The sequence below is a fragment of the Bacteroidota bacterium genome, from assembly GCA_035506275.1.
Classification (GTDB): domain Bacteria; phylum Bacteroidota; class Ignavibacteria; order UBA10030; family UBA8401; genus JAGVPT01.
This window is the reverse complement of the sequence record DATJPT010000006.1, coordinates 133,506-160,091: the sequence shown is the minus strand read 5'-3', so window position 1 is coordinate 160,091 and position 26,586 is coordinate 133,506. Positions and strand designations below refer to the sequence as shown.

The 26,586-nt window shown below is 54.2% G+C and carries 26 protein-coding genes; 21 read left to right on the top strand and 5 right to left on the bottom strand.

The genetic code is table 11. The features are described from left to right. The first annotated feature begins 22 nt into the window (after window positions 1–22). The 10 genes from VMF88_03870 (at window position 23) to ispG (ending at window position 12,067) form a co-directional block, all read left to right on the top strand. Window positions 23–286 carry a hypothetical protein gene (locus VMF88_03870; protein HTY10192.1) on the top strand — a complete coding sequence of 88 codons (264 nt, stop codon included), beginning with the start codon at window positions 23–25 and terminating at the stop codon, window positions 284–286. 304 nt (window positions 287–590) lie between these two features. Continuing rightward, on the top strand, window positions 591–923 hold the full coding sequence (locus VMF88_03865; protein ID HTY10191.1) for a hypothetical protein: 333 nt from the start codon (window positions 591–593) through the stop codon (window positions 921–923). A gap of 277 nt (window positions 924–1,200) precedes the next feature. Then, window positions 1,201–1,728 (top strand): hypothetical protein, encoded by a 528-nt coding sequence (locus VMF88_03860; protein ID HTY10190.1) that lies wholly within the window; start codon window positions 1,201–1,203, stop codon window positions 1,726–1,728. A gap of 336 nt (window positions 1,729–2,064) precedes the next feature. After that, on the top strand, window positions 2,065–2,442 hold the full coding sequence (locus VMF88_03855; protein ID HTY10189.1) for a response regulator: 378 nt from the start codon (window positions 2,065–2,067) through the stop codon (window positions 2,440–2,442). A gap of 220 nt (window positions 2,443–2,662) precedes the next feature. Further along, window positions 2,663–6,265, top strand: a complete 3,603-nt coding sequence (nifJ, locus tag VMF88_03850; GenBank protein ID HTY10188.1) for a pyruvate:ferredoxin (flavodoxin) oxidoreductase — start codon at window positions 2,663–2,665, stop codon at window positions 6,263–6,265. A gap of 80 nt (window positions 6,266–6,345) precedes the next feature. Beyond that, window positions 6,346–7,335 (top strand): dihydroorotate dehydrogenase-like protein, encoded by a 990-nt coding sequence (locus VMF88_03845; protein ID HTY10187.1) that lies wholly within the window; start codon window positions 6,346–6,348, stop codon window positions 7,333–7,335. A 205-nt stretch (window positions 7,336–7,540) separates the two neighbouring features. Further along, window positions 7,541–8,608, top strand: a complete 1,068-nt coding sequence (gene gap / locus VMF88_03840) for a type I glyceraldehyde-3-phosphate dehydrogenase (GenBank protein HTY10186.1) — start codon at window positions 7,541–7,543, stop codon at window positions 8,606–8,608. A 132-nt stretch (window positions 8,609–8,740) separates the two neighbouring features. After that, complete coding sequence (locus VMF88_03835; GenBank protein ID HTY10185.1) at window positions 8,741–9,940, top strand: phosphoglycerate kinase; 1,200 nt, start codon at window positions 8,741–8,743, stop codon at window positions 9,938–9,940. A 77-nt stretch (window positions 9,941–10,017) separates the two neighbouring features. Continuing rightward, the gene (locus VMF88_03830; GenBank protein HTY10184.1) at window positions 10,018–10,923 is read left to right on the top strand and encodes a rhomboid family intramembrane serine protease; all 906 of its coding nucleotides are present in this window, start codon (window positions 10,018–10,020) and stop codon (window positions 10,921–10,923) included. A 16-nt stretch (window positions 10,924–10,939) separates the two neighbouring features. Continuing rightward, complete coding sequence (gene ispG / locus VMF88_03825) at window positions 10,940–12,067, top strand: flavodoxin-dependent (E)-4-hydroxy-3-methylbut-2-enyl-diphosphate synthase (protein HTY10183.1); 1,128 nt, start codon at window positions 10,940–10,942, stop codon at window positions 12,065–12,067. 252 nt (window positions 12,068–12,319) lie between these two features. On the opposite strand, the gene VMF88_03820 is transcribed toward ispG, so the two are convergent. Beyond that, entirely contained in the window at window positions 12,320–12,880 is a 561-nt protein-coding gene (locus VMF88_03820; protein ID HTY10182.1) for a zf-HC2 domain-containing protein, read from the bottom strand. Further along, entirely contained in the window at window positions 12,877–13,509 is a 633-nt protein-coding gene (locus VMF88_03815) for a sigma-70 family RNA polymerase sigma factor (GenBank protein HTY10181.1), read from the bottom strand. The genes VMF88_03820 and VMF88_03815 overlap by 4 nt, the downstream gene beginning before the upstream one ends. A gap of 105 nt (window positions 13,510–13,614) precedes the next feature. Here VMF88_03815 and VMF88_03810 point away from each other — a divergent pair, with 105 nt between their 5' ends. The 11 genes from VMF88_03810 (at window position 13,615) to VMF88_03760 (ending at window position 22,943) form a co-directional block, all read left to right on the top strand. Then, complete coding sequence (locus tag VMF88_03810) at window positions 13,615–13,965, top strand: DUF6249 domain-containing protein (protein HTY10180.1); 351 nt, start codon at window positions 13,615–13,617, stop codon at window positions 13,963–13,965. 152 nt (window positions 13,966–14,117) lie between these two features. Further along, window positions 14,118–14,912 (top strand): TIGR00282 family metallophosphoesterase, encoded by a 795-nt coding sequence (locus VMF88_03805; protein ID HTY10179.1) that lies wholly within the window; start codon window positions 14,118–14,120, stop codon window positions 14,910–14,912. Window positions 14,913–14,942: 30 nt separating this feature from the next. Beyond that, window positions 14,943–15,821, top strand: coding sequence for a bifunctional methylenetetrahydrofolate dehydrogenase/methenyltetrahydrofolate cyclohydrolase FolD (folD, locus tag VMF88_03800; GenBank protein HTY10178.1), 879 nt, complete (start codon window positions 14,943–14,945; stop codon window positions 15,819–15,821). A 56-nt stretch (window positions 15,822–15,877) separates the two neighbouring features. Next, window positions 15,878–17,725, top strand: coding sequence for a tetratricopeptide repeat protein (locus tag VMF88_03795; protein ID HTY10177.1), 1,848 nt, complete (start codon window positions 15,878–15,880; stop codon window positions 17,723–17,725). A gap of 62 nt (window positions 17,726–17,787) precedes the next feature. Further along, window positions 17,788–18,468 (top strand): hypothetical protein, encoded by a 681-nt coding sequence (locus VMF88_03790; GenBank protein ID HTY10176.1) that lies wholly within the window; start codon window positions 17,788–17,790, stop codon window positions 18,466–18,468. Window positions 18,469–18,581: 113 nt separating this feature from the next. Beyond that, window positions 18,582–18,956, top strand: coding sequence for an MmcQ/YjbR family DNA-binding protein (locus VMF88_03785; protein ID HTY10175.1), 375 nt, complete (start codon window positions 18,582–18,584; stop codon window positions 18,954–18,956). Window positions 18,957–18,973: 17 nt separating this feature from the next. Beyond that, window positions 18,974–20,419, top strand: coding sequence for an aminopeptidase P N-terminal domain-containing protein (locus VMF88_03780; GenBank protein HTY10174.1), 1,446 nt, complete (start codon window positions 18,974–18,976; stop codon window positions 20,417–20,419). 150 nt (window positions 20,420–20,569) lie between these two features. Beyond that, on the top strand, window positions 20,570–21,139 hold the full coding sequence (locus tag VMF88_03775) for an RNA polymerase sigma factor (protein ID HTY10173.1): 570 nt from the start codon (window positions 20,570–20,572) through the stop codon (window positions 21,137–21,139). A 14-nt stretch (window positions 21,140–21,153) separates the two neighbouring features. Then, window positions 21,154–21,516: a hypothetical protein gene (locus tag VMF88_03770; GenBank protein ID HTY10172.1), complete on the top strand. Its 363-nt coding sequence runs from the start codon at window positions 21,154–21,156 to the stop codon at window positions 21,514–21,516. A 33-nt stretch (window positions 21,517–21,549) separates the two neighbouring features. Beyond that, window positions 21,550–21,864: a luciferase family protein gene (locus VMF88_03765; GenBank protein HTY10171.1), complete on the top strand. Its 315-nt coding sequence runs from the start codon at window positions 21,550–21,552 to the stop codon at window positions 21,862–21,864. Between the two features lie 32 nt (window positions 21,865–21,896). After that, complete coding sequence (locus VMF88_03760; GenBank protein HTY10170.1) at window positions 21,897–22,943, top strand: trypsin-like peptidase domain-containing protein; 1,047 nt, start codon at window positions 21,897–21,899, stop codon at window positions 22,941–22,943. Window positions 22,944–22,965: 22 nt separating this feature from the next. On the opposite strand, the gene VMF88_03755 is transcribed toward VMF88_03760, so the two are convergent. Genes VMF88_03755 through ispE form a run of 3 tightly spaced genes read right to left on the bottom strand, consistent with a single transcriptional unit; the run spans window position 22,966 to window position 26,476 of the window. Beyond that, window positions 22,966–23,520, bottom strand: coding sequence for an LOG family protein (locus tag VMF88_03755; protein ID HTY10169.1), 555 nt, complete (start codon window positions 23,518–23,520; stop codon window positions 22,966–22,968). 5 nt (window positions 23,521–23,525) lie between these two features. Next, a complete protein-coding gene (locus VMF88_03750; protein ID HTY10168.1) occupies window positions 23,526–25,628 on the bottom strand; it encodes a putative porin in 2,103 nt (700 codons plus the stop codon). Beyond that, a complete protein-coding gene (gene ispE / locus VMF88_03745; protein HTY10167.1) occupies window positions 25,628–26,476 on the bottom strand; it encodes a 4-(cytidine 5'-diphospho)-2-C-methyl-D-erythritol kinase in 849 nt (282 codons plus the stop codon). The genes VMF88_03750 and ispE overlap by 1 nt, the downstream gene beginning before the upstream one ends. Window positions 26,477–26,586 lie beyond the last annotated feature (110 nt).

The window sequence follows — 26,586 nt, the reverse complement described above, 5'->3', positions numbered from 1 at the left end:
TGACCATGAAGGACCCCAGACAATGAACTGTGTGCATGTTCCAAAAGAAAAACTCGACTGGATCGCCAGAGAAAGCAACCATGTCTTCGTGCTGACCGTCGAGATGGAAAAAGTGCTCGACTGGTACCGCGACCATCCCCACCATCCGCTGGATTTTGACAAGGTGCGCGCCAAGGTCATGGAAGCACACACGCGGATTGAAGGAATCACTACTGTGATGAACGAGATTCTGACGCCGAAGGCGGCCCACGTTGTCGAGGACGCCGCCACGGACGTTTGGCTCTGAGCGGTGATGCAATAAAAGGAGAGCGCTGCATGCGCCGTTGTTTCCGCGCCGCGCGCGGTCGTGGGTGACGGTGACCGGTTCACTCCGATTCAAGCATAACGATGAAAGCAAGGAACGTTGAAATATCATACGAAGATGATGACGATGAACAAAGGGATACGGTCCGCGTTCACAGCCGCACGGAAGCGTTGGTCCGGCGGAAACAGGCGCGGCCGTGAGTACGGCAATTTCAATTCATTCCCGATCGAGACCCTCGGAGAGGGAGTGCGACGATTGGCTTTCATAATTACTATGGAGGAGCGTTATGCTTAAAGAATATTGGAAAGCAGTGCAGGATAAGGTGTGCGTGAAATGTATCGACGGGGATCGCTACGGAAACTGCCGCCTCTCCCCTCAGTTTGACTGCGGACTGAAAAAATATTTTTCGAACGTCGTGCATGTTGTTCAAACGACCCACAGCGACAACATGCTGGACTATTCCACTGCCCTGCGGCGCGAAGTTTGTGCGCATTGCCAGGAACAGACCTCGGAGGGACAGTGCTACGTCAGAAACATGCTGGATTGCCCGCTTGACAGATATTTCCCGCTGATCGTTTCGACGATCAACCAGGTGCAGGAAATGCAGTTGTCCCGCTGAAAAGCATCGTGAAACACTGCGCCGGGCGCTGACAGGACTCAAGGTTGATCGCATCCTGACGTGCGGCATGCTGTGAACACGGTTCGACCGTCGTGATGGGGTGCCGGCCGCTAAAGCCGGCGCCTGTCCTTCCCCATCGTTCTTGTCCCTCCCTCGATGTCCCCCGTTTCTTGTGTCTGTACCGAAAAAACTGTACCATACCCTGAACTCCAGCCCAAACTTCGTCGTAAGGAAGCCTTGTTTCCGAGGGCGCAACGAAATTCTCAGGAGACCGTCGATGGTCAAGAGCATCTGGAAAAAATTGCTGCTGTGGGTCAACACCTATCCCATCGTTTTTTCCGTCGTGGGGATTTACGCCTATTACCTCTTCACGACGTTGAATGTTTTCAAAAAGTCCACCGTTACCCATCTCTCGCTCCTCGATTTTATCTTTCAATACGACTCTCTCATCTGGATGTGGCTCGTCGTCTATGTCGTTTCTCGCGCGCAGGCCATGAAACAGAAATACGAACAGGATGAGTCGAATAAAAGGCTCATCCTCTCGGAAGTCGAAAAGTCCTCCATCGCGTCGACCGTTCTCCGGAACGTCATCCGAATGCTGCAGGATGCCGTGAATAATCCCCTCGCGATCATCGCGTCCACAACGGAGGAGATCCGCAGACAAAGCCCGTCCGACCCATCCCTCGGCCGGCACTTCGACCAGATTGAGGCATCGCTCCAGCGGATCCATAATGCCATCAAAGACGTTCAGGTCCATGAATCGACAGAGCTCTTGGAACAGTTGCACAAGCAAGTAAGCACCTAGCGGTACCCGAAAGACAAACAAAATGAGTCACTGCCGGCGTGTTACACGTTTAACGGTTGGCGTCACATGTCATCCCCCAGGATGAAGGCCGTACCACAGGTGGAAAAATCGCCGGCCCCGGCTCACGCGATAGGGTATTCTGTATTCACGACGGTGATGAGCCGGCGGAACCTGTTTGCTCATCTAGCGGTGTTCTGCTGCGTCATCGTCATGCACCAAACATCGCATTCTTGACCCGTTCCTCACGACGTTCACGGTTTATTTTCCGCATGTACTCGTGCAGAACGTTTTCAAAAAGAGCGATAAAGGTCGATAGATCGGTCCACGAAACAAAGTATGGATTCAAAGGTAATGATATTGCTTGTTGAAGACGAGGCGATGCTGCAGGAACTTCTGAAGGCGGTTCTTGAAGAAGAGGGATACCAGGTTGAGACCGCCTCGGACGGAGAAGCTGCGGTTGAAATTTTTCGGCAGAAGAAAAATGAGATCAGCCTCGTCCTCTCGGACATGGGGCTCCCCAAACTCGGGGGATGGGAGATGTTCGAAAAACTTCGCAGCATTCAACCCAGCGTCAAGGTCATTCTCGCAAGCGGCTATGTCGATGCGGAGATGAGGGAAGAGGCCATAAAAAAAGGGGCAAAAGATTTCGTCCAGAAGCCATACATCCCGGCGGCAATTCTTCAACGCCTTCGCGAAGTTCTCGACTCTGAATAGCGTTTCCTTTCTCCGCGTCCAGCACTTTCATCCTTCCTGTTATTTTGCTTCCCACTTTTAAGAATCACCCAAACTGCATTTCTACAATTGGTAAATATTTTTTTTCGCACACTTTTTTCATCCGCTTTTGCGCGGCAAAAAGTAGCACGATATTTGTATTTTTTGCTGCAGAACAAGATCAATTTCAAGCATCTCACATTGCAACAAAGGACAATTAAAAATGGCTAGCAACGATGTTTCAGATAAGAAGCGGGCAATGGTGACGATCGACGGCAACGAAGCCGCGGCGTACGTTGCGCATAAAACGAATGAAGTTATAGCGATCTATCCCATCACTCCTTCGTCAGGCATGGGCGAGTGGTGCGACCAGTGGTCCGCTGAAGGGAAGAAAAATATTTGGGGAACAGTTCCTCTTGTTGCAGAGATGCAAAGCGAAGGGGGTGCGTCCGGGGCAGTGCATGGCGCGCTGCAAACCGGATCGATGACGACGACGTTCACGGCGTCGCAGGGGTTGTTGCTGATGATCCCGAACATGTACAAGATCGCGGGAGAATTGACGCCGACGGTCTTCCATGTCTCGGCCCGCTCCCTCGCGACACAGGCTCTTTCGATTTTTGGCGACCACAGCGATGTGATGTCCGTCCGGTCGACGGGCTTCGCCCTTTTAGTCTCGAATTCCGTTCAGGAAGTCATGGACTTCGCGTTGATGGCGCAGGCGGCGACGCTGGAGTCGCGGGTTCCCTTTCTTCATTTCTTCGACGGCTTCAGAACCTCCGCCGAAGTCATGAAGATCGAACAATTGACCGTCGATGACATTCGCGCGATGGTCGATGACGAACTTGTCTTTAAGCACCGCCAGCGGGCATTGACTCCGGATAATCCGGTTCTCCGCGGCACTGCGCAAAATCCCGACACGTTCTTCCAGTCGCGTGAGACGGTGAATCCGTTCTATGCTGCGTGTCCTGAGATCGTGCAAAAAACCATGGACAAATTCGCGAAGATCGCCGGCCGCCAGTATCATCTGTTCGACTATGTTGGCGCCCCTGATGCCGAGAGGGTGATCGTTGTGATGGGTTCGGGCGGCGAGATCCTTCATGAAACAGTCGAATCGCTGACGGCAAAGGGGGAAAAGGTCGGCGTCGTTAAAGTGCACCTGTTCAGGCCGTTTTCGGTCAAACACTTCGTCGCGGCACTTCCAAAAACGGTGAAATCGATCGCCGTGCTCGACAGGACAAAGGAGCCCGGATCCGCCGGTGAACCGCTCTACCAGGATGTCGTGACCGCGTTCGGCGAAGCGTTGTCGGAAGGCTTCTCCCCGGTCAAAACTTTCCCGCGCATTATCGGCGGACGCTACGGATTGTCGTCGAAGGAATTTACTCCGGCGATGGGGAAAGCGGTGTTCGACGAGCTGAAAAAATCAGCCCCGAAGAACCACTTTACGGTCGGCATCAACGACGACGTGTCGCACACAAGCCTCGACTACGACAGGACATTTACGACGGAAAAGGATGACGTCGTCCGTGCGATGTTCTACGGTCTCGGCGCCGACGGAACGGTCGGAGCGAACAAGAACTCGATCAAGATCATCGGCGAAGATACGACGAATTACGCCCAGGGATACTTCGTGTACGACTCAAAGAAATCCGGCACGACCACCGTTTCCCATCTCCGGTTCGGCCCGCGCCCGATCCGCTCCTCCTATTTGATCGACAAAGCTAATTTTGTCGGATGCCATCAATGGCTGTTCCTGGAGAAGTATAACGTCCTGCAGGAATTGGTGGACGGCGGAACATTCCTCTTGAATAGCCAGTACCCGGCGGATGAAGTGTGGAGCAAGCTGCCGCGGATCACGCAGGAGGAGATCATCAGAAAGAAACTGAACTTCTACGTCATCGACGGTTACGCCGTCGCCGCCAAGACAGGCATGGGAGGACGAGTTAATACGATCATGCAGACCTGCTTCTTTGCGATCTCCGGCGTTCTTCCGAAAGAGGAAGCGATCGAAGCGATCAAGCGCTCTATTAAGAAGACATACGGAAAAAAAGGGGAAGACATCGTGAAGATGAACTTCGATGCGGTCGATCACACCCTCGCGAATCTTTTCAAGGTAAACGTTCCGGCGAAGGCCGAGAGCACTCTTGAGCTCCCTCCCGTCGTCTCGGAGAAGGCTCCCGACTTTGTCAAAGAAGTTCTAGCAAAGATCGTCGCCGGATTGGGCAACGACCTCCCGGTGAGCGCAATGCCGGTGGACGGGACTTTCCCGACGGGAACCGCGGCATGGGAGAAGAGAAATATCGCCCTCGAGATCCCGGCATGGGACGAAAAAATCTGTATCCAATGCGGCAAGTGCGCGCTGGTCTGCCCGCATGCAACGATCCGCATCAAAGTGTTCGACGAGAAGCGGCTCGCCGGCGCCCCCGCGACGTTCAAGAGCACCGATTATCGCGGCAAGGAATATGAAGGGATGAAATATTCGATCCAGGTCGCACCGGAAGATTGCACCGGCTGCGGACTCTGCTTCGAAGTCTGCCCGGTAAAGAACAAGGCCGAGACACGCCTCAAGGCGCTCAACATGGTTCCGCAGCTACCTCTGCGTGAACAGGAACGGGCGAATTGGGATTTCTTCCTCACGCTTCCCGAGGTCGACCGCAATACGGCGAAAGTCGATACCATCAAAGGATCGCAATTCCTCCAGCCGTTGTTTGAGTTTTCGGGTGCCTGTTCGGGTTGCGGTGAGACTCCGTATATCAAATTGGTTACCCAGCTCTTTGGCGACAGGACCATCGTAGCGAACGCCACCGGCTGTTCGTCCATTTACGGCGGCAACCTTCCGACCACCCCGTGGACAAAGAACTCGGACGGACGGGGACCGGCATGGTCGAATTCGCTTTTCGAAGACAATGCTGAATTCGGCCTCGGCTACCGGCTCTCGATCGACAAACACACCGAGTACGCGTGCGAGCTGCTGAAAAAACTCTCTCCGGCTGTCGGCGAAGAGCTGACCAATGCGCTCCTCAACGCCGACCAATCCGACGAAGCAAAGATCTACGAGCAGCGCCGCAGGGTCGAAACACTCAAGGATAAATTAAAGAATGAAACCTCCGCGGACGCCAGGCAGCTTCTCTCTCTTGCCGATTATCTGGTGAAAAAGAGCGTCTGGATCATGGGGGGCGACGGCTGGGCATACGATATCGGCTTTGGCGGGCTCGACCACGTGATCGCCTCCGGCCGCAACGTCAACATCCTCGTGCTCGATACTGAAGTGTACTCGAACACCGGCGGTCAGATGTCCAAGTCCACGCCGCGGGGGGCGGTCGCAAAGTTCGCCGCCGGCGGGAAACCGCTCGCGAAAAAGGACCTGGCGTTGATCGCGATGACGTACGGCAACGTCTACGTCGCCCGCGTTGCGATGGGAGCGAACGACCTTCATACGGTCAAGGCCTTCCTCGAAGCCGAGGCCTACAACGGTCCGTCAATGATCATTGCCTACGCGCACTGCATCGCTCACGGCATCAACATGAAAATGGGGCTCGAGAGCCAGAAGGCGGCAGTTGAGTCGGCGCACTGGCCGTTGTTCCGCTACAATCCGGACCTCGCGAAGCAGGGACAGAATCCGTTCCGGCTCGATTCGAAGGCGCCGAAGATGAAGTTCGAAGAATACGCATACAAAGAAATACGCTACAAGATGCTGACGAAGAGCGCGCCCGAAGAAGCGAAGCGGTTGATGAAGCTTGCCCAGGAGGACGTTACTTCGAGATGGCATTATTATGAAGAGCTCGCGGCGATGAAGTTTGACGGGACGAACGGCGGGCACAATAAATAGGCAGGTTCCATCGCGGGGCCGGAAGGCCCCGTGTGTAACTATCGGCTCACTCTTAATGAAACAGCAATTACGAGGAATCAATGGACCTCTCCACAACATATCTTGGCTTCAAACTGAAGAACCCGGTTGTCCCTTCCGCCTCACCAATGTCGCGCACGGTCGACGGCATCAAAGCGATGGAAGACTACGGCGCGTCGGCCGTCGTCCTCTATTCGCTCTTCGAAGAACAGATCCGCCACGAGACGAAGGAACTCGACCATTTCCTTTCGTACGGAACAGAAAGCTATGCCGAAGCGATTTCCTACTTTCCAAAGAAGGAAGATTATTTCCTCGGCCCTGAAGAATACCTGAAGCATATCCAGAACGTGAAACGCTCCGTCGGCATCCCGATCATTGCAAGCCTTAACGGCTCGACGGTCGGCGGATGGACGGACTATGCGAAGGAAATACAGGACGCCGGGGCGGATGCGCTGGAGCTGAATATTTATCACATTTCGACCGACCCCGAGAAAAACGGAAGCTTCGTTGAACAGATGTATCTCGAAATTCTTCAGGCGGTGAAGGCGAAGGTGACGATCCCTGTTGCCGTCAAGCTTTCGCCGTTCTTCAGCTCCATGGCAAATATGGCGAAACGGCTCGATGAGCGGGGCGCGAGCGGTCTCGTGTTGTTCAACCGGTTCTATCAGCCGGATATCAACCTCGACGAGCTCGAAGTCGAGCCGAGCGTCGTGCTGAGCAGCTCGGATTCTTCCCGGCTTCCTCTTCGCTGGATCGCCATCCTCTATAAAGCGATCAAGGCCGACCTCGCCGCGACGACCGGAATTCATACCGGCGAAGATGTGGTCAAAATGACGATGGCCGGAGCGAACGTCACGATGGTCTGCTCGGCGCTGCTGCGGAACGGTCCGAAGAGGATCGGCGAGATCCTGACCGGAGTCCAGAAATGGATGATCGAGAAGGAATATGAATCGCTCGACCAGATGCGCGGAAGTATGAGCCACAAATCGGTCGCCAACCCTTCTGCGCTCGAACGAGCAAATTACATGAAGGCGTTGAACAGCTACATGTAAGATCTTTTGGGCCGCCGCAGTGAGGCACGCGGCGGCAGTTCGTTACCCCCCGTTCCAATTTTCAATTTCACTCTTTATGGGGCCGCAATGATGCGGCCCTTCGCTATTTGACTTTGCGCCAATTTCTTGGTAAATTTTTGCTGCACTTTGAATTTTATCAACATCACGACCTTACATCGTTGCTTATTATTTTTTGGAGGATCGAATGGCTGTTAAAGTAGGTATCAACGGATTCGGCAGAATCGGAAGACAGATCATCAACGTCATGGCGGACAAGGGATATCTCGGGAAAGAGATCGATGTGGTTGCCGTCGTTGACGTGAGTACAGATGCACAATATTTTGCGTACCAACTGAAATACGACTCGGTTCACGGTCATTTTCGAGGGACACTCGCGAGCGAAAAGAGCAATGCGTCGTCGGAAAGCGACGATGTTCTCGTCGTCAACGGCCACAAGATCAAATGCGTTCTGGCCCAGAAGGACCCGTCGCAGCTCCCGTGGAAGGACCTTGGAGTTGACATTGTGATCGAATCGACAGGATTGTTCACCGATTCGGAAAAGGCAAAAGGGCATATTACGGCGGGGGCAAAACGAGTGCTCATTTCTGCTCCGGCAAAGGGGGAAGTGAAAACTCTTGTTATCGGCGTGAACGACAACGAGTATGATCCGGCAAAGCACCTGATCGTGTCGAACGCTTCCTGCACGACGAACTGCTTGGCGCCGGTCGTCCATGTCCTGCTGAAGGAAGGCATCGGCATCGAAACCGGTTTGATGACCACCATCCACTCATACACTGCCACGCAAAAGACCGTCGACGGACCTTCCAAGAAAGATTGGAGAGGCGGACGGGCGGCAGCGATCAACATCATTCCTTCATCGACCGGCGCGGCAAAGGCGGTCGGCGAGGTCCTTCCCGCGACAAAGGGGAAACTGACCGGCATGTCGTTCCGCATTCCGACGGCGGACGTTTCCGTGATCGACCTGACGTTCCGTTCCACCAGGGACACGTCGATTCAGGAGATCGATGAGCTGATGAAGAAGGCATCCCAGACGTATCTCAAAGGAATTTTAGGGTATACCAACGAAGAGGTCGTGTCGACAGACTTCATTCATGACGACCGCTCTTCGATCTACGATTCCCGTGCGACGCTCGAGAATAATTTGAAGGGCGAAAAGAGATTCTTCAAAGTTGTCTCCTGGTACGACAACGAGTGGGGTTATTCGACCCGCGTTGTCGACCTCGTGAGAAAAATGGCGGGAATTACGAAGTAACTCTTCCAGCGGCTACTGATCAAGGGCTGAAGCTCGTAGCGCGAGTTCAGCCCTTTTGTTTCTTGTATTAATCCGTGAGGAACCGCTCGACGGTGTTCCTCTTCATCACCAACATGACAACCGACCACGACAATGAATAAGCTCACTATCAACGACATCGATGTCCGCGGCAAGCGCGTACTCGTGCGCGTGGACTTCAACGTGCCGCTCGACGAAAAGCAGAATATCACCGATGATACCCGCATCGTCGAATCACTTCCAACGATCAAAAAAATTCTCTCGTCAGGCGGCAGGGCCATTCTCATGAGCCATCTCGGACGCCCGAAAGGGAAGCCGAAACCGGAATTCAGCTTGCTGCCGGCAGCGGTGCGCCTCGAAAAATTGCTCGGCACGAAGGTAGCGTTCGCCTCCGACTGCATCGGCGAACCCGCCGAGAAGGCGGCGGCGGCCTTGAAAGACGGCGAATGCCTTCTCCTCGAAAACCTGCGATACCATAACGAGGAGGAGGCGAACGACCCCGGTTTTGCGAAATCTCTCGCCAAGCTCGGCGACGTGTACGTTAACGACGCCTTCGGCAGCGCCCATCGCGCGCATGCCTCGACCGAAGGGATCACGAAATTCATCTCTGTTTCCGTCGCCGGCCTCCTGATGCAGAAGGAACTCCAGTACCTCGGCGCCGCGGTCGAGAATCCAGTCCGTCCGTTCACCGCGATCCTTGGCGGAGCCAAAATCTCCGGCAAGATCGATGTGATTCAAAACCTGTTGTCGAAGGTCGACACGCTGATTATCGGCGGAGGGATGGCGTACACTTTTTTCAAAGCCCAGGGCCTTGAGATCGGAAAATCCCTGCTCGAAGCGGACAAGGTCGATCTGGCAAAACAAATATTGTCGGACGTCCAGAAGAAGTCCATGAGATTTCTGCTCCCCGTCGATTGTGTCGTTGCGAGCGATTTCAAGAACGAAGCCGAACGCAAGGTTGTTGCTAAAGATAAGATCCCTGCCGGCTGGCAGGCGCTTGACATCGGCCCGGCGACGGCCGAACTTTTTTCCAGCGAGGTCAAAAAATCCAAGACAGTCGTCTGGAACGGCCCGATGGGCGTCTTTGAATTCCCGAATTTTGCCGTCGGAACGAATGCCGTTGCCCGCGCGTTAGTAGAAGCGACCAAACAGGGAACGACGACGATCGTCGGCGGCGGCGATTCTGCCGCCGCAATCTCGCAGGCAGGCATGGCGAAGAGCGTCACCCACGTGTCCACCGGCGGAGGCGCTTCGCTCGAGTATCTCGAGGGAAAAATTCTTCCGGGTGTCGCCGCATTGACGGACAAGAAATAAGGGACGAACTCACGACTGCGGCCAGTTGCCTCTCAGGCCGCAGTCGTTTATATTGCAAAAGGAGAAAAGTTCACGAGATGGCGTACAACCGATACCAATCAGGCAATTACTACAGGCCCAGTTTCTTCGGCGGTTTTAGCTTTTTCCCGCCGGTGATCAAAGGGCTCCTTATTTCCAATGTAGGAGTTTTCCTTGGAATGCTTTTCTTGGGAAACTTTCATATCGGCGATTATTCATTCTCTCTTCTCCTGAACGAGTGGTTCGCCCTGCAGCCGCTGGGCCAGGGATTTCAGGTATGGCAGCTCTTCACGTATCTGTTCATGCACGGAGGGTTCAGCCATATTTTCTTCAACATGCTCGCCCTCTGGATGTTCGGGATGGAACTGGAAAATACCTGGGGTTCCCGGAAGTTCCTGACGTACTATCTCGTGTGCGGCGTTGGAGCCGGGTTGGCAAACCTCCTCGTTGCGCCGCTGTTTACCTCGGTCGGACCGACGATCGGCGCGTCCGGAGCGATTTACGGGGTATTGCTCGCGTTCGGGTTGATGTTTCCCGACCGGCTGATTTTCATCTACTTTTTCATTCCGTTAAAAGCGAAGTATTTTGTTGTGCTGTATATGGTGATTGAATTTGTCTCCGTCGGAAGCATGGACGGTGTTGCGCATTTTGCCCACCTTGGCGGCGCGCTCGTCGGCTTTATTTATCTTCTTGCGGATGGTTTCCGTTTTTCCACTTCGACGAGTTCAAGGCGCACGCGAAATGTCTTTGAAGGATGGACCGCGCCGCGCCGTTCGAAGGAAGATTACGAAAATGTGTCCGAAGCTCAAGTGTATGACATCAGAGATTATCAGCAGAAGGAAGAAGCGCAGGTAACCCAGCAGCGGATCGACGATATTCTCGACAAGATCAGCAAGGCGGGATACCAGAGCCTGAGCGACGAAGAGAAGAAGATGCTGTTTGAAGCGAGCAAGAAATTAAACTAAAAGGTGACCGGAGAGTATGGAGACGCTATTACCTATTCTTGAGCAGCCGCGCGTTGAAGAGCCGCACGACCATTACAGGGTCGGCGTACGACGGAAAACGCGGCAGGTCAATATTGGCGGGATAAAAGTGGGGGGCGGGGCCCCGATTTCCGTCCAGACGATGACGAAGACGAAGACGGATGATGTTGCCGGAACGGTCAGGCAGATCACGGAGGCGGCCGATGAGGGATGCGATATTGTCCGCGTAACGGTGAACGACAAGGAAGCCGCCGAAGCTATGGCGGAGATCGTCCGGCAGTCGCCGATTCCCGTCGTCGCGGATATTCACTTCAACCACGTCTTTGCCCTGAAAGCGATTCAGGCAAATGTCGCGAAAGTTCGGATCAATCCAGGCAACATCGGCTCGAAAGACCGCATCCGCGAAGTGCTGACCGCTGCGAAGGACAAAGGCATTCCGATACGCATCGGCGTGAACTCGGGCTCGCTCGAAGAGGACATTCTCGAAAAACACGGATACCCGACGGCGGAAGCGCTGTACGAAAGCGCGATGCGCCATGTCGGGATCTGCGACGAATTCAATTTCCGTGACGTGATCATCTCGGTCAAATCGACCGACGTTCGCCTGATGATCGAGGCGTACCGTCTGGTCGCGGCCCGCACGGATATTCCGCTGCACCTTGGAGTGACGGAAGCCGGGCTCACCCGCATCGGAACGATCAAGTCTGCCGTCGGCATCGGGACGCTTCTCGCCGAAGGAATCGGCGATACGATCCGAGTTTCGCTGACCGACGAACCGGTGAAAGAGGTCGAGGTCGGGAAGGAGATCCTCCGTTCGCTCGGACTCGCGTCGCGCAATGTCGAGTTGATCGCCTGCCCGACATGCGGGCGGATCGAGGTCGACCTCTTCAGCATTATGGCGCAGCTGGAAGAGAAACTTCAGGGAGTCAAGAAGCCGGTGAAGATCGCCGTGCTCGGCTGCGTGGTCAACGGCCCCGGCGAGGCGAGCGAAGCAGATATCGGCATCGCGGCAGGAAAAGGCGTCGCTATTCTCTACCGCAAAGGTGAAATGATCAAGCGGGTGAAAGAGAGCGAAATCGTCAGCACCGTCGTCGAAGAGGTGGCGAATTTTCAGCCAAAGGTGTGACGAAAGAGGAAATGAGTGAAACGAAGAGGGCCGGATTCTTCTCCGGCCCTCTTTCTTTTTTAAAAAATCACCGCGGAGTTTTTTGCCGATTGATATCTCAAAAATGAACCTAACCCGACACTCAGAGTGGACAAACAGGCGGTTCATCTTGTTCGCGAGGAACCCTCCGGAGGATAAACGAACGAGGTGAGCGCATCCGGCAAAGCCGCCCCTCCGGGAGAGGGATGAAGTGACCTATCCTTGAGACAGCTTCTACAGATGCAGCCGCAAAAACCGCTTTCCAAAAATTCTGTCTGCGACGATCAGCACCCCGGCCGTCAATCCGATAAAGAAAAGCACCTGCCAGAATTGCGGACTGCCCGCGTTCTCAATTGCCCGGCTGATCGTGGCCGTTCGAGCCGCAAAGCGATCCAGACCCATCGCGTAGAGATCGGAGATCGGAGTCACAAACTGGGTTATCGCCGACGGCGTTCTCTCCGGCTGGCCGGTCGTTTCGGATTCGTGAACAACGGCTAATCCGATAACGGCGAGCACAACAATCATCGCGACGACACTCCCCAGCTTTCCGAGGAGTTTCAGGATGAAGGGATCTCCCGCCGGCGCTGCGAGATTGACCATCACCGATGCCGAAAATCCCTCCCGTACCTTATCGAGCGGTGCCGATTGCACAACGGCCTTTGTCGAACGTTCCAGCTCGGCCTCCCGCCGGCATTGGGCGCATTCCGAAAGATGCAGAGTTATTTCTTCCGCCCGTTTCTTCTCAAGCCGTCCATCGATGAATTCGAAAAGTTCTGACCTTGTCGGATGACTCATAGCATAAGCTCCTTGGCGCCGGTTCGGCGCAAGACTTCTTCCCGCAGCATCGCCCGCGCCCGGAACAGTTGCGCTTTGACCGTTCCGAGCGGTGACCCGGTGATCGCTGCGATTTCTTCGTAGCTCAAATCGTCGAGATAGAACATCGTGGTGATGCCGCTGTAGAGAGGAGGGAGTTCGTTGATCGCGTCAAGAACATGCTGCCGAAACTCTTCTCCTTCAAGCGCCAGATCGGGCATTTCGCCGCTGTCGGGAATTTCCTTTTCGTTCCCCTCCTCGCCGTTCTCGGAAAAGGGGAGTTGCGCTTTCGTTCGTTTCGACAGCGCGGTTGAACAGACGTTGAACACGATCCGGTACAGCCATGTCGAGAATCGAGAACGCCGTTCAAATTTATCAAGCGCGCTGAAGGCCTTAACGAAAGCATCCTGGACGGCATCTTCCGCCTCCTCCCGGTTTCGCAGCATCCGCATGGCCAGCGTCATCGCCTTGTCCTGGTGCCGCTCAACAAGCCCGGCAAACGAACGGGTGTTTCCGCTCAGAACCCGGTTAATGATCTCATTGTCGGACAGCGATTCCATCAATTTTGCCGCATGGGTGTATACTTTGTTAGACCGGAAAACCCGGTCCAAGGTTGCTCTCCGTGGATCAAACCAGACGCAACCTTAAACGCGAGATTCAAGTCAAAGATAGTAAAGAGGTCAACGAACATCAATGAACATCACCAGGAGGATGCTATGATCGGAATACTGGTTCCCATTATTCTCTTTATTGTTGTTGGAGCGGTCGTGTGGAAACACATCGAGTCAAGGCACATGGAGCGAATCGCGATCATCGACAAGGGATTGAACCCCGCCGACTATAAAGAACTCTACAAACATCACGCGTTTACCATCAACCCCTTGTCGAACTTAAAGTGGGGATTGCTGGCGATCTTTGTCGGGCTGGGATCTCTGACCGCAATGTATTTGTATAATGCGTATCGGCTGGAAGAAACAATTTATCCGGGCGTTATCCTTGTTTTCGGCGGCGTCGGCCTGGTTGTGTTCTATTTTATTGCCTCCAAGAAACTCAAGGAACCTTCATAACGCTGACGGGAGGTACAGAATAATTTCTCACGCGGAATCGGAAGTTCGAAGAACCGGCTTCTGCTTCGCGTGAGAAACTTCTTTTATTTGACCTCAATTTCTTCTATATTTCTTGTGTAGGTGCTTCGTACGTTCACACAAGGAATCGACCTTTGCCTTCCCATTTGAATATCCTTTTTATTGGCGACATTGTCGGCAAGCCCGGCCTCGAGATGACCTCGACCATTCTCAAGAGCCTTCTCGAAAAATACCGCATCGACTTCTGCATCGCCAACGGTGAGAATCTCACGGATGGCAAAGGACTCTCCGAAGAAGATGCGAAAAAGCTCTTCGACCTCGGCGTTCACGTTATCACATCCGGCAATCACGTGTGGGATCGCTGGGATTCCCGGAAAGTGCTCGGCGGGAACCGAAATATTCTGCGCCCGCTGAATTATCCGCGCGAGAATGCGGGCAATGGTTTCGTCGTGTATGAGCTCGAAGGGAAAGCGAAAGTCGGCGTATTGAACGTGCAGGGAAGAACGTATATGCAGCCGATCGACGACCCGTTCAAAAGCATCGACTGGGCGCTCGGAAAGATCAACGAGCAGACGAAGATTTCGATCATCGACTTTCACGCTGAAGCGACGGCGGAAAAAATGGCGATGGGGTGGTACGTGGACGGACGGGTCAGCGCGCTCCTCGGAACGCACACGCACACTCCGACTGCCGACGCCAAGATCCTTCCGAGAAGCACAGCGTATATCACCGACGTCGGAATGTCCGGTCCATACGATTCGGTCATCGGAATGAACAAAGAGCAGGCGATTCAACGCTTTCTCAAGCAGACCCCGCACAAGTACGAGACCGCCTCGAACGACGTCCATCTCTGCGCAGTGATGATCGGAGTCGAGGTGGAAACGGGAAAAGCCCTGACGATAGAACAAGTGATATTTCCTAAATTTTGACCGTCCTTCCATTGCATTATGGACACGACCATGCCGGCTTCTATTATCGACGGGAAAAAAATAGCTGAAGAGATCCGCGCGGAGGTTAAAGAGTCCGCGGCGCGATTGAAGAGCCGCACGGGCATCGTTCCTGGGATTGCATTCATCCTTGTCGGCGAAAACCCGGCATCGCAGTCTTACGTGAAGAGCAAGGGCAAAGCGTGCGCGGAACTCGGCTTCTATTCGATCACAGAACAGGTTCCCGCATCGATCTCCGAAGAAGAAGTTTTGGCAATGATCGGCGCGTTCAACAAGGATAAGAAGATCCACGGCATCCTCGTCCAGCTTCCGCTCCCCAGGCACATCAACGAGCAAAAAATAATCGAGGCGATCTCTCCCGAAAAGGACGTGGACGGATTCCATCCGATCAGCGCTGGCCGAATGATGGTCGGCGCCGATACGTTCTTCCCTTGTACGCCGGCCGGAATTCTGGAGCTGCTCAAACGAAGCGGCATCAATCCCTCCGGCAAGCACGTCGTAGTTGCGGGACGGAGCAACATTGTCGGCAAGCCGATCGCCAATATCCTTCTTCAGAAAAAAGAATGGTGCAACGCCATCGTCACCGTCGCTCACACCGGCGCGGCAGACCTCGGTTTCTATGCGCGCCAGGCTGATATTCTGATCGTGGCCATCGGAAAGCCCCGGGCGGTCACCGCGTCAATGGTGAAGCCGGGCTCTATTGTCATCGATGTCGGCATCAACCGCATCGAGGACCCCTCGACGAAAACAGGGTATCGGTTGGTCGGCGATGTGGATTTTGACGCTGTGAAAGATGTTGCCGGCGCAATAACGCCGGTCCCCGGCGGGGTCGGGCCGATGACGATTGCCATGCTGATGGTGAACACGTTGAAATCGGCATCTCCTTCCTGAATCTCCCTGAGATCTTTTCGCGCCGGCTGCATCAATTATTTAAACTGTCGATTGTCATGAAAGCGCTCTTTCTTGCGTTCGTTCTGGCGTGGTGTTCTGCTCTCCTGGCTCAGACTCAGGATGACGTGAACAAAGTCCGCCTGGCGAAAAATTTCGAGCAGGCCGGGGAATTCGACCAGGCGCGTTTGGTTTACGAGGAACTCGCCCGGGCCGATTCGACAAGTTATGTTTACTTTGACGGACTCCGCCGCTGTTATGAGCAACTGAAAAATTATGATGCCGCGATTGCCCTGAATCTGCGATGGTTGAAACGCCAGCCCAATGACCTCAACCTTCTTGCCTCGCTTGGCACTCTTTATTATAAATCGGGAAGCGAGGCGCGCGCGGACTCGGCATGGAATGCCGCGATCGCCGCCGCACCGAAGAGCGCCATGAGCTATACCATCGTCAGCCTGGCTCAATCCGATAACCGGCTTTTTGAAAAGTCGATCGGTACCTACCTTCGGGGAAGAAAAGAGATCGGCGAACCGACCCTGTTCGTAGGAGAGATGGCGATGTTGTACTCATTGATGATGAACTATGGCGAGGCGACTCGTGAGTACATGACCATGCTGTCTCTCAATGAGCATGAGCTGGAGCTTGTGGAATCCCGGCTGTCGGGGTTTACCGCAAAAGGGGAGGGTCTCGCAGCGGCGACGACGGTCGTTGAAGAAGCGGCCGCGCGGGATTCCAGGAACGTGGTGGTCCGGCGTTTGCTTCTCTGGCTTTATATGGAAGGGAAGCGCTTTTACAAGGCGCTTGAAATCGCGAAAGAAATTGATGCGCTGACGCATTCCAACGGCGTTGAAGTGATGTCCTTTGCCGGTTTGGCGTTCAAGGAAAAAGCATACGACGCTGCCGCCATGGCGTATCGGTCCTTCGTTGAAAACTATCGCGCGACGGCTCAGACGCCGAACGCCATGTTCGGTTACGCACGCGCCATGGAGGAGCTTGGTCCGGCCGCAGATACCTTGAACGATCTTCGGTCGGTGCCCGGAGCGCTCCTTTCGGAATCTCATCCTGGTTATCAGGGTGCGATGGAGCTGTATCTTTCGTTATCCAGAGATTATCCGCACACGGAGGTGAGCGTGCAGGCGCTGTACCGCGCTGCGATGATGCACTTCGAGCGCTATTTTGATTTGGATGCTGCCGAAGCGATCCTCGACTCGCTGCTCATGCTTCCCCAGGCTCAAAAAATGTCCCCGGCAATTCTGTCCGCGACGGGAGCGGTCAAGGTCGCACAAGGGAAGCTGGCTGAAGCCTCCCACCGGTATGCAATCGCCGCCGCGTCCCCCTATGCTCTGCCGGAAGAAAAGACACGAGCCCGCTTTGCCCTGGCTGAAATTCAATTTTTCCAGGCACAGTTTGACAGCGCTTCATCGCTCCTTCGGGATATCGCCCAGGCTCTTTCCGACGACGAATCGAACGACGCGCTCCGTCTCCTTCATTTTATTAAGGAGAATCAGACGGGAAGCGGGCCCGCCTTAAAAGAATATGCGCATGCGGCGCTGCTGGACCGCCGGAAAAAATATTCGGAGGAGATAGCATCACTCTCGTCCATCGTGCAGACTTTTCCCGACGCTCCGCTCGCGGAAAATGCGCTCCTCAAGAAAGCCGAGCTCTCTGTCGTTGTCGGTCAGCCGAACGACGCGCTTGCGTCGTACGAGAAGCTTCTCTCCGATTACCCAAAGAGTATCATGCGGGATAAAGCGCAATTCGGTATCGGCGAGTTGTATCAATTCCAGTTAAAGGACAAGGAGAAGGCGATCCATGCCTATGAGCAATTGCTCGCTTTGTTCCCCAATTCGCTGCTGGTCGAACAGGCGAGAAAGAGGATCCGCGGACTGCGCGGCGATGTCCTGTGACAACTTGACATCAATGTTCCGGCTGCGTACCTTCTGGAAGTACTTCTTAGCGGAGGTTGGTTATGAAGAGCGTCGTAGGTATTCTCCTTCTTGCGGCCAGCGCGACGATGATCGCGCAGACGTCGTATCCCGTCGGAGACGATCAGGTCCGCTCCGAGATGTCGTCCAGCGAGATCCGGCTGTCTCAGGCAAACAATCGGGCCGATTTCGGTATCACTACTGGGTATGCCGGATTCAAAATTGACGATGTCGCCCGCAGCGGCTTCAACGTCGACCTCCACGCGCTTGTATCCAGGATTTCTTCCGTGCGCCTTGAAGTGAACGCCGGAGTGATCTTCTACGGTTCCCCGTACTCCGCGGCGAGCCGATCATCGTTCTATTCCCCCTTCATTTATCAGTCGAACGTCTATTCCGCCTCTCAAATCTCGGACCCGCGATTCGACCTTAATTTTGGCGTCGGTTATCTCGGGACCGATGCGCTGTATTATTTTTCCAACGGGAAGATACGCCCGTATGTCGCCGCCGGTGTCGAAGCGGTTACGTGGCAAATGAATCAGGGGTTCGCCGCGACCCTGGCCCCGTCGCTTCGGGCCGGAATAGAAGTTGCCGTGAGCTCCTCGTTCTCGGGATTTGTGGAAGCACGCTACATGTATGGCTTCCCGAATTTCTTGAACCAATATTCATCGTCGCTTAACTACGTGACAGATGTGGCGTTCGGTGTTTCATACGCGCCTCATTTGTAAGGTGCCGATGAAGACCTCTCTCTGTCTTCGAAAGAGAGAGGACATTTTTGCTTCGACTTTTCTTTCGTTTCCCATCCGTCGCTGTCCTTGCACATAAACCGTGCGATAGTATCATGCCATTGAACCTCGAGTCTATCCGAACATACTGTTTGAAGAAAGAGGGGAGAATCACAGAGGAGTTTCCGTTCGACGAGGTCGTGCTGGTGTTTAAGGTGAACAGAAAAATTTTTATTCTTATCATGACCGATGCACATCCGCTCACGATCAACCTGAAGTGCGACCCTGAACGTGCCATCGAGCTCCGGGAACAATACCCCGCCGTCATCCCGGGGTATCATATGAACAAGAAGCACTGGAACACCGTCCTGCTCGACGGCACCATTCCCCCGAAGGAAGTGTATGCAATGATCGACCATTCATTCGAGTTGATCGCAAAAGGTGTGAAGCCGATAAAAAGGAAAAAGACCGTCAAGAAAAACTCCCGATAGATATCCTCTGATACCCTATGAACCGGAAAAATTTCGTTCTTGTTCTTCTTTGCGTTTCAATTCTCGTTCCCGCACGATCCTTTTCGCAGGGGCTAAAATACCTGACCTATGATAAGGATCAAACCCCGAGCTCCGAGCACAAGGAGAGACGCGAGCGATTTATGCACGATATTGGCGCCGACGCTGTCGCAGTTTTCTTTTCGGCAACGGAAAAAAGCAGAAACGGCGACAATGGATACCCCTTCCGGCAGGATGATAATTTCTATTATCTCACGGGATTCAACGAGGAGAATGCAATTCTGGTCTTGAATCCTAAAGGAGTTGTCCTGCGCGATGAACGGGATTCGACGAAGAGTGACACGGTTCGTGAGATCCTTTTTGTTCAACCGCGGGATCCAAGCATGGAACGGTGGACCGGCCGGCGCTTTGGTCCGGAAGGAGCCGTCGCTCTTCTGGGCGTTCAAAGGGCGTACACAAATGAACAGTTTAAGAAGATGTTCAACTCCGTTTTTCCGTATTGGGGAGCGAAAACTGTATACATTGCGGCCTTCCCCGAAACAGGGGGCGAATTGATGGAACTTCTTCAACCGGTGCGGGAGTGCGTGGATAACCTGAAATCGTATAATTTAACGACAGAGCTCCGTGACCCCTCGGCGATCATAAAGAAATACCGCGTCATCAAATCCCCCGCTGAAATTTCCTTGATGACGAAGGCCGCGCATATCAGCGCCGTGGCGCATCGGCAGGCGATGATGTCGTGCAAACCGGGAATGACGGAGTACGGTATTCAGGCGGTGTACGAATATGTGTTCCGGAGGATGGGCTCCGAGTACAATGCATATTCATGTATCGTGGGAGCGGCGGAAAACTCGGTCATCCTCCATTATGAATCCAACCGCCGGCCGATCAACGACGGCGATATCGTACTCGCTGATTGCGGCTGCGAATACCATGACTATGCAAGCGACGTCACGCGCACATACCCAGCGAACGGAAAATTCAGTCCGGCGCAGCGAAAGATCTACCAGCTTGTTCTCGACGCGCAAAGTGCGTGCATTGCGATGATGAAGCCGGGGACGGCATGGAAGGACGTGAACACGACGGCAGATTCCGTTCTGCTGAATGGATTATTATCGCTCGGCATCGTGAAGGAAAAAAATCAACACGAACTGAGAAGGTTTTTTCCTCATGGCCTAGGCCACGCGGTAGGGCTTGACGTCCACGACGTGAACGCAGGCATGATGGTCCCGGGAATGGTCTATACCGTGGAGCCGGGGATCTATATTCCTGAGAATGCCGACGGTGTCGACCCTAAGTTTTACAATATCGGGGTACGGATCGAGGACGACATCCTGATCACCCCGGAAGGTCACACAAACCTCTCCGGCGAGGCGCCGCGTGAAATCGATGAGATTGAGTCGCTGATGCAGAAAAAAGGAATCGGCGACGCGCCGATAGAATAAGCCGAAAGACCGACATTCCCCGAAATTCCCGCCGAAAAGCCGCTTCGTTTTTCGACTCGTAAAAACCTGCATTCTTCCATCGGTTTTGCCGTGTGAACATTACAATAAATTTCTTTGTTCTTCGTCTTAGGATATAAACAAGGACTTGATTTGACCGACGCCCTTACCATTTCAAAAGAAGCTGCTGCGACGCTTGACCACACGGTCCGGTCGGAACGCAAACGCCTGCTGGACTTCATCCGGAAGCGGGTGCGGAACCAGTCGGATGCGGAAGATATTCTGCAGGATGTTTTCTACCAGCTGGCGGCAAGCTACAGCGTCACCGAGCCGATCGAAAAAATGACGGCGTGGCTCTTCACCGTAGCACGGAACAAGATCATCGACTGGTACCGCAAACGCCGTCCGGATGCGCTGCCGTCGGCGGGAGACGATCCCGATGCGCCGTTGAACCTCGAGGAGATCCTTTTCGACCCCCGGCAGAACCCGGATCAGGTCTATGCGCGCTCGCTGGTGTGGTCGGAGTTGTCCGAAGCGCTGGATGAACTTCCGGAAGAGCAGCGGGAGGTCTTTGTGATGCACGAACTGGAAGGAAGAAGTTTCAAGGAGATCGCCGAAATAACGGGCGAGCCGTTGAACACGCTTCTCTCGCGCAAACGGTATGCGGTCCTTTTCCTGCGCGAACAGCTTCAAGAATTATACGAAGAAACAGAAAACTTATAGGAGGATGTGATATCATGAAATCTTGGTGGATGTTAAGAGCAGTAAAATTTTTGGCGATGATCGTTGTCGGTATGACGATCCTCGGAGCCATCGTCATGGAGCTGTGGAATGTCTTGATCCCCGATATTTTCCACGGGCCGGCGTTGACATTCTGGCAGGCGCTCGGCTTGCTCGTCCTCTCCCATATTCTTCTTCGCGGATGGGGACCGTGGCGGCACGCCAACGGATGGCGCCGCGACCGATGGAAACACCGGTTTGAAGAGAAGCTTTCCGCGATGACTCCCGAAGAACGGGATAAATTCAAAGAAGAATGGCGCCGGCGGTGCGGGTGGTCTCACGAGGATATGCACTCGCCGAAAGAGCAGTCAAAGGCCTGAGGCGCGAGAGTGAAGCCCGGTGTGGATGCGGCGATGAAAATTCAACAAACGGTGGCGGCGTGGGAAGGGGTTTCTTCCCACCCCCACCGTTTTGGCGGAATAGAGTTCCGGCTTGGCAAAAGGGAGCTCGGCCATTTGCATGGAAATGTTTTGCTCGATATTCCTTTTCCGAGGAATGTTCGAAACGATCTTGTGGTATCCGGGCGCGCCGCCCCTCATCACATTCTTCCGGAAAGCGGGTGGATAAGCTTTTATATCAGACGGGACGAGGATGTCGATGAAGCGATCAAGCTTTTGAATCTCTCGTTTGATCTTGCGAAGGACAAAATTAAAGATGGAGATCAATGAAGCATTGATGCAATATGCAGAAGGAGATGAGTATGGTGCAGATATTTCCCCTGTCAACAAACGGTGCGGGACAGTCGAATTCCCGTTCCGAAGCCAGCATTCCGCACGACGACTCAGGCTTGCTGGATGCCTATTCGTCCACGGTAACGTCGGTTGTCGAAAATGTCTCCCCTGCCGTCGTCAAAATCGATGTGACACATCATTCGATTCGCAGGCGGAGGCGCGGAGAGAACGGCGGCGCGCAGCCGGTGACCGGAAGCGGCTCAGGAGTCATATTCACTCCCGACGGATTCGTTCTCACGAACAGCCACGTGATTCACGATGCGGCTTCCATCAACGTGATCCTTGCTGACGGGCGAGAACTCAAGGGGGAATTGATCGGCGAAGACCCGTTCACCGACCTGGCCGTCGTGCGCGTCAGCGGCCAGGACCTGCCGAGTGCGAAGCTCGGCGACTCGCAGGCGATCCGCATCGGGCAGCTGGTGATCGCGCTGGGGAATCCGTTCGGCTTTCAGGCAACGGTCACCGCGGGAGTTGTCAGCGCACTTGGACGTTCGTTGAGGGTCGGCGGCGGAAGGCTGATCGACAATGTGATCCAGACCGATGCGGCCTTGAACCCGGGCAATTCCGGAGGTCCGCTCGTCAATTCCCGCTCGGAAGTTATCGGCATCAACACCGCGATTATTCCGTGGGCACAGGGAATCTGTTTTTCGATTCCGGTCAACACGGCCAAAAATATCGCTGCTCAGCTGATGAAACACGGAAAGATCACGCGCGCCTTTCTCGGCATTGCGGGGCAGGTCATCGATATCTCCCGGGCAGCCGTGCGCATTCATTCGTTGACAGGATCCAGAGGAGTGATGATCGCAAACGTGGAACATGGAGGGGCCGCCGACCATGCTGGCCTGCTCAACGGCGACGTGATCGTTGAGATGAACGGCCATCGCATCGAAAGCATCGATGATCTCCATCGGCTTCTGACGAATGATCTGATAGGCAAAGAGACCGGCTTGACCGTTCTGCGGCTGGAGAAAAAGCTTTTTGTGAAAGTCGTTCCGGAGGAATTGAATGTTCGTTAGATGGGTAGGATGCGCGGCGGCCTTATTGCTCCAACTGCTTGCGTAAAAAACGAACGGCGTCCTGCGGTGATGGCGCCGTTGTGATGTACTGAGTGCATGACGCTTTCCCCTCGAACATCAGCTCCTGGTTTAAGGTGTCGATAACGCTGTCCCAAAATTTCCCGATGACAACGACCGGTTTCTGTTCGATAACGCTTTTATTCATGAATTCCCAGACGCTGGCGAGCTCGAGGAGCGTACCTGTTCCCCCCTTCAAAACGATATAGCCGTCCGCCAGAGAGACCAATTCCATCAGCCTGTCCGTTAATGAGTTGACCTCGATCTTCTTGTCGATCCATCTGTTCGGCTGAGAGCTGAAGAAGCCGCTCACCACGCCGATGGTTTTTCCTCCAGACTCTTTCGCCCCGCGGGCAGAGGCTTCCATCGTGCCGCCGTAGCCGCCGTTGCATACCGTGAATCCGGCTGCTCCAAGTTCACGCCCGAGCAGTTTCGCCTCTTCGTAGAACGGATCGCCGTCGACCGGCCGCGAGCTGCCGAAGACGGTAATAATCGGTCTTGTGTTGCCCTTGTCGCTCATAGAATTTAATTCCAGAACTCCCAGGATACGCCGAAGCGGATGTTACGGCTGTACATCGGATAAAAGGGGGTCAACAGATACTGGTTGTCCGACAAGTTCTCCCAGATCAGGTGAAGATACGCGTCGCCGAGTTTTGCAATGACGAAGAAATCTGCCGTCCCGCTCGGTCCGAACGATGCCAAGAGCGTGTACGGAACATAGAATCCTGATTCGCTCAACGGCGCCATGCCGCTCTGCTTTGAAGTATACCTTCCGCGAAAACCGACCTTCAGTTCGAGGTTTCCGTTCACGAGCTGGTTCCTGTAGTACACCGACCCGTCAAGATACAGTTCCGGGAGAAGCGTGAGATCGGCCTCTTCATGGAGATAAGCGGGCTGCTTCAGGTAGGTGCCGTTTCCTTCGGCGTAAAAATAGCTGTAGTGAGCTTTGAGCGACACGTTCACGCCGTTGTAAACGTTCAGCGAGGGCTGAAGGAACTCAAGCATATAACCAGTGGAAGAAGCTCCGGGAGGGATGGTCGTATCGATAAGGATGGGGTTTTTGATCTCCCGTCTTTCGAGCGAGACCGTTCCGCTGAGAAGATCGAAAAGGGAAAACCTCGTCCCCACTTGAACAAGCGTGTGCTGTTCATCTTTTAGCCAGAGCCGGGGAGTCGGAAGATGGGTGGAATCGCTCGACCAGTACAGCTCCTGCAGCGTTGGAGTCCGGTGCGAGACAGACGCTCCCCCGAACAACGACAGAGACGGACCGAGTGCAAGCTGGGCATCGGCGCCGGCACCCGGTAAATTTTTTCCCCGCCAGTAATCTGTCCGGCCAAAAACGGCAAAAGTGACCGGCGATAACGCAAGGATATCTTCTTTTGCGCTCGCGCTGAATTTGTTCTCCTTGTGCCCGCCGGCTTCCGGGCTCGATTCAACCTGAATCTCTTCCGCCTGGGCGGTCACGCTGAAATTCTGGAAGCTGCTTTCGAGTTCATGGCGCAGGAGAATGCCAGCGTTGGAGCTTCGATTGTCGTCATGAGCGAGCACTCCGTTGAATGGCAACAAGTCGGCATATTCCCTCGGCTCGTCGCGGTACATTCGCAGCTGATTCGAATAATACGCCGTCAGCGTGGTGACCTGCATGGTATCGCCGGTAAGATGCGCCGCCGCCGTGAGATCGAGGTGATGGTCGTATATTTTTTCGTACGCTTCATTATTTGCGACAAACGCCGTGCTCGGATCGCCGAAATATCCTCCGGGAGGAGTCATGAGATAATCAACCCCTCCAAACAATCCTGTGATCGCTTGTTCGTAAAGGTGGGTGAAGACAATGTTGAATGAATTGGAAATGTCGTACCGGAGTTTTGTCCTGAACGACCATGCATCGTAGTCAGCGTTCGTATAGCGCGCCCGATAATCCTGGTCGATCTGATCGAATCCGAGCGCATGGCGTTCCAGCCCGAACATGAAATTAAAATGAGAGAAAATATTCTGGCTGAACATGGCGTCAGTCTGCGCGTAGTCGTCGACCCCCTGGCTGTACCGCAGGCGGGAATACGGTTTGTTATTAGAGAAGCTCTTCGTGACGATGTTGATCGCTCCGCCTGTTGAGTTCATTCCGTAGAGCATCGCACGCGGACCGGTGATGAACTCGATTCGTTCGATGTAGTCGGTGGGGAAGAGGTACATGTCGTAGGTTCCCGTGATGGGATCAGCCTGACTTCTCCCGTCGACGAGAAAAGCGATTCCTCGCTCGTCGACCCCGCCGATCGTCAATTCGTTGTGTTGACCGGGGCTCCCCATATCGCGGATATACATCCCCGGCTTGCTCCACAACAGATCGCCGATGTACCGGTATTCGATCCACGGGATTTGAGAATCAAGAATTGCGCGGCTTGAGTCGCCGTACGGCTCCAGCGCGCCGATGAGCGGGATCGGTTTGATGTGTATGACCGAGTCCTTTGCCGGTTCGTTGCCGGCCGCGATCATTCCGACAGAATCTTTCGCAAGGGCAGAAACGGTCTTTGTCGAATCACGGACGGGAGGGTCTTGGGCGGCAGAATATTGTCCGAGGAGGAGCGTCAGGAATGTGAACAATGATATGCGCGCGAGAACCGTGTCGAACATCAGAGTCCTGGAATAAAATGTGGGGGGGTCACCGAGACAAAATACTTGGGGCTGAATAAATCCGCCGCTTTATGCGCGCTTCCTTCATCATGAAAGAGTCCGAACACCGAAGAACCGCTTCCGGACAAGAGGGCATACACCCCCCCGTGTTCGAGAAGTTTCCGCTTGATGTCGGCGATCTCAGGATATGCCGCGAAGACCACCGATTCAAAATCGTTCTCCATCAGAGAAGAGACGGTTCCGACGGTGCACGTGGCCCCGTCGTAAAATGGAGTCCGGTGTGCCGGGATTCGCCGTTGTTTCGACAATTCCCCGTATGCCCACGCAGTCGAGACACGGAGATGAGGAGTCACGACGAGAACGGCATAGGGGAGTGAGAGCCTCACGAAATTCAACCGTTCGCCCCGTCCCTCGGCGTACGCACTTTTGTTGTGAAGAAAGAACGGTACATCCGAACCGACGGCAAGTGCAATGCCTGTGAGGGTCGACGCATCGACCGGAATACTCCACAGGCCGGGAAGAGTGTTCAAGACCGCTGCGGCGTCGCTGCTCCCTCCGCCAAGGCCTGCGCCGACCGGAATAGCCTTCTGTAAATGAATCGACGCTCCGTGCGAGGTGCCAAGCTCGGCTCGGAGAAGCTCGACAGCCTTCCAGCAAAGGTTGCGCTCGTCCACGGGGAGTGTTTTGTCATTCGATGAAACTGAGATTGAAGACTCTGCTGGCTCGATGGTCAATTCGTCGAAGAGGTTGATACGATGGAAAATTGTCTCGATATCATGAAATCCGTCACTTCTCTTTTTTAGAACGCGGAGTCCCAGATTTATTTTCGCATACGCCTTCACCAGCATGGTGCAAGATACGAGGAGATTGCCGAAGTTTCAAGATGGGGTGCCATTGTGTAACGCCTTATTTTGAGCGAACATCTAAGTATCCCTCAGAAATGTCATTCAGGATGACA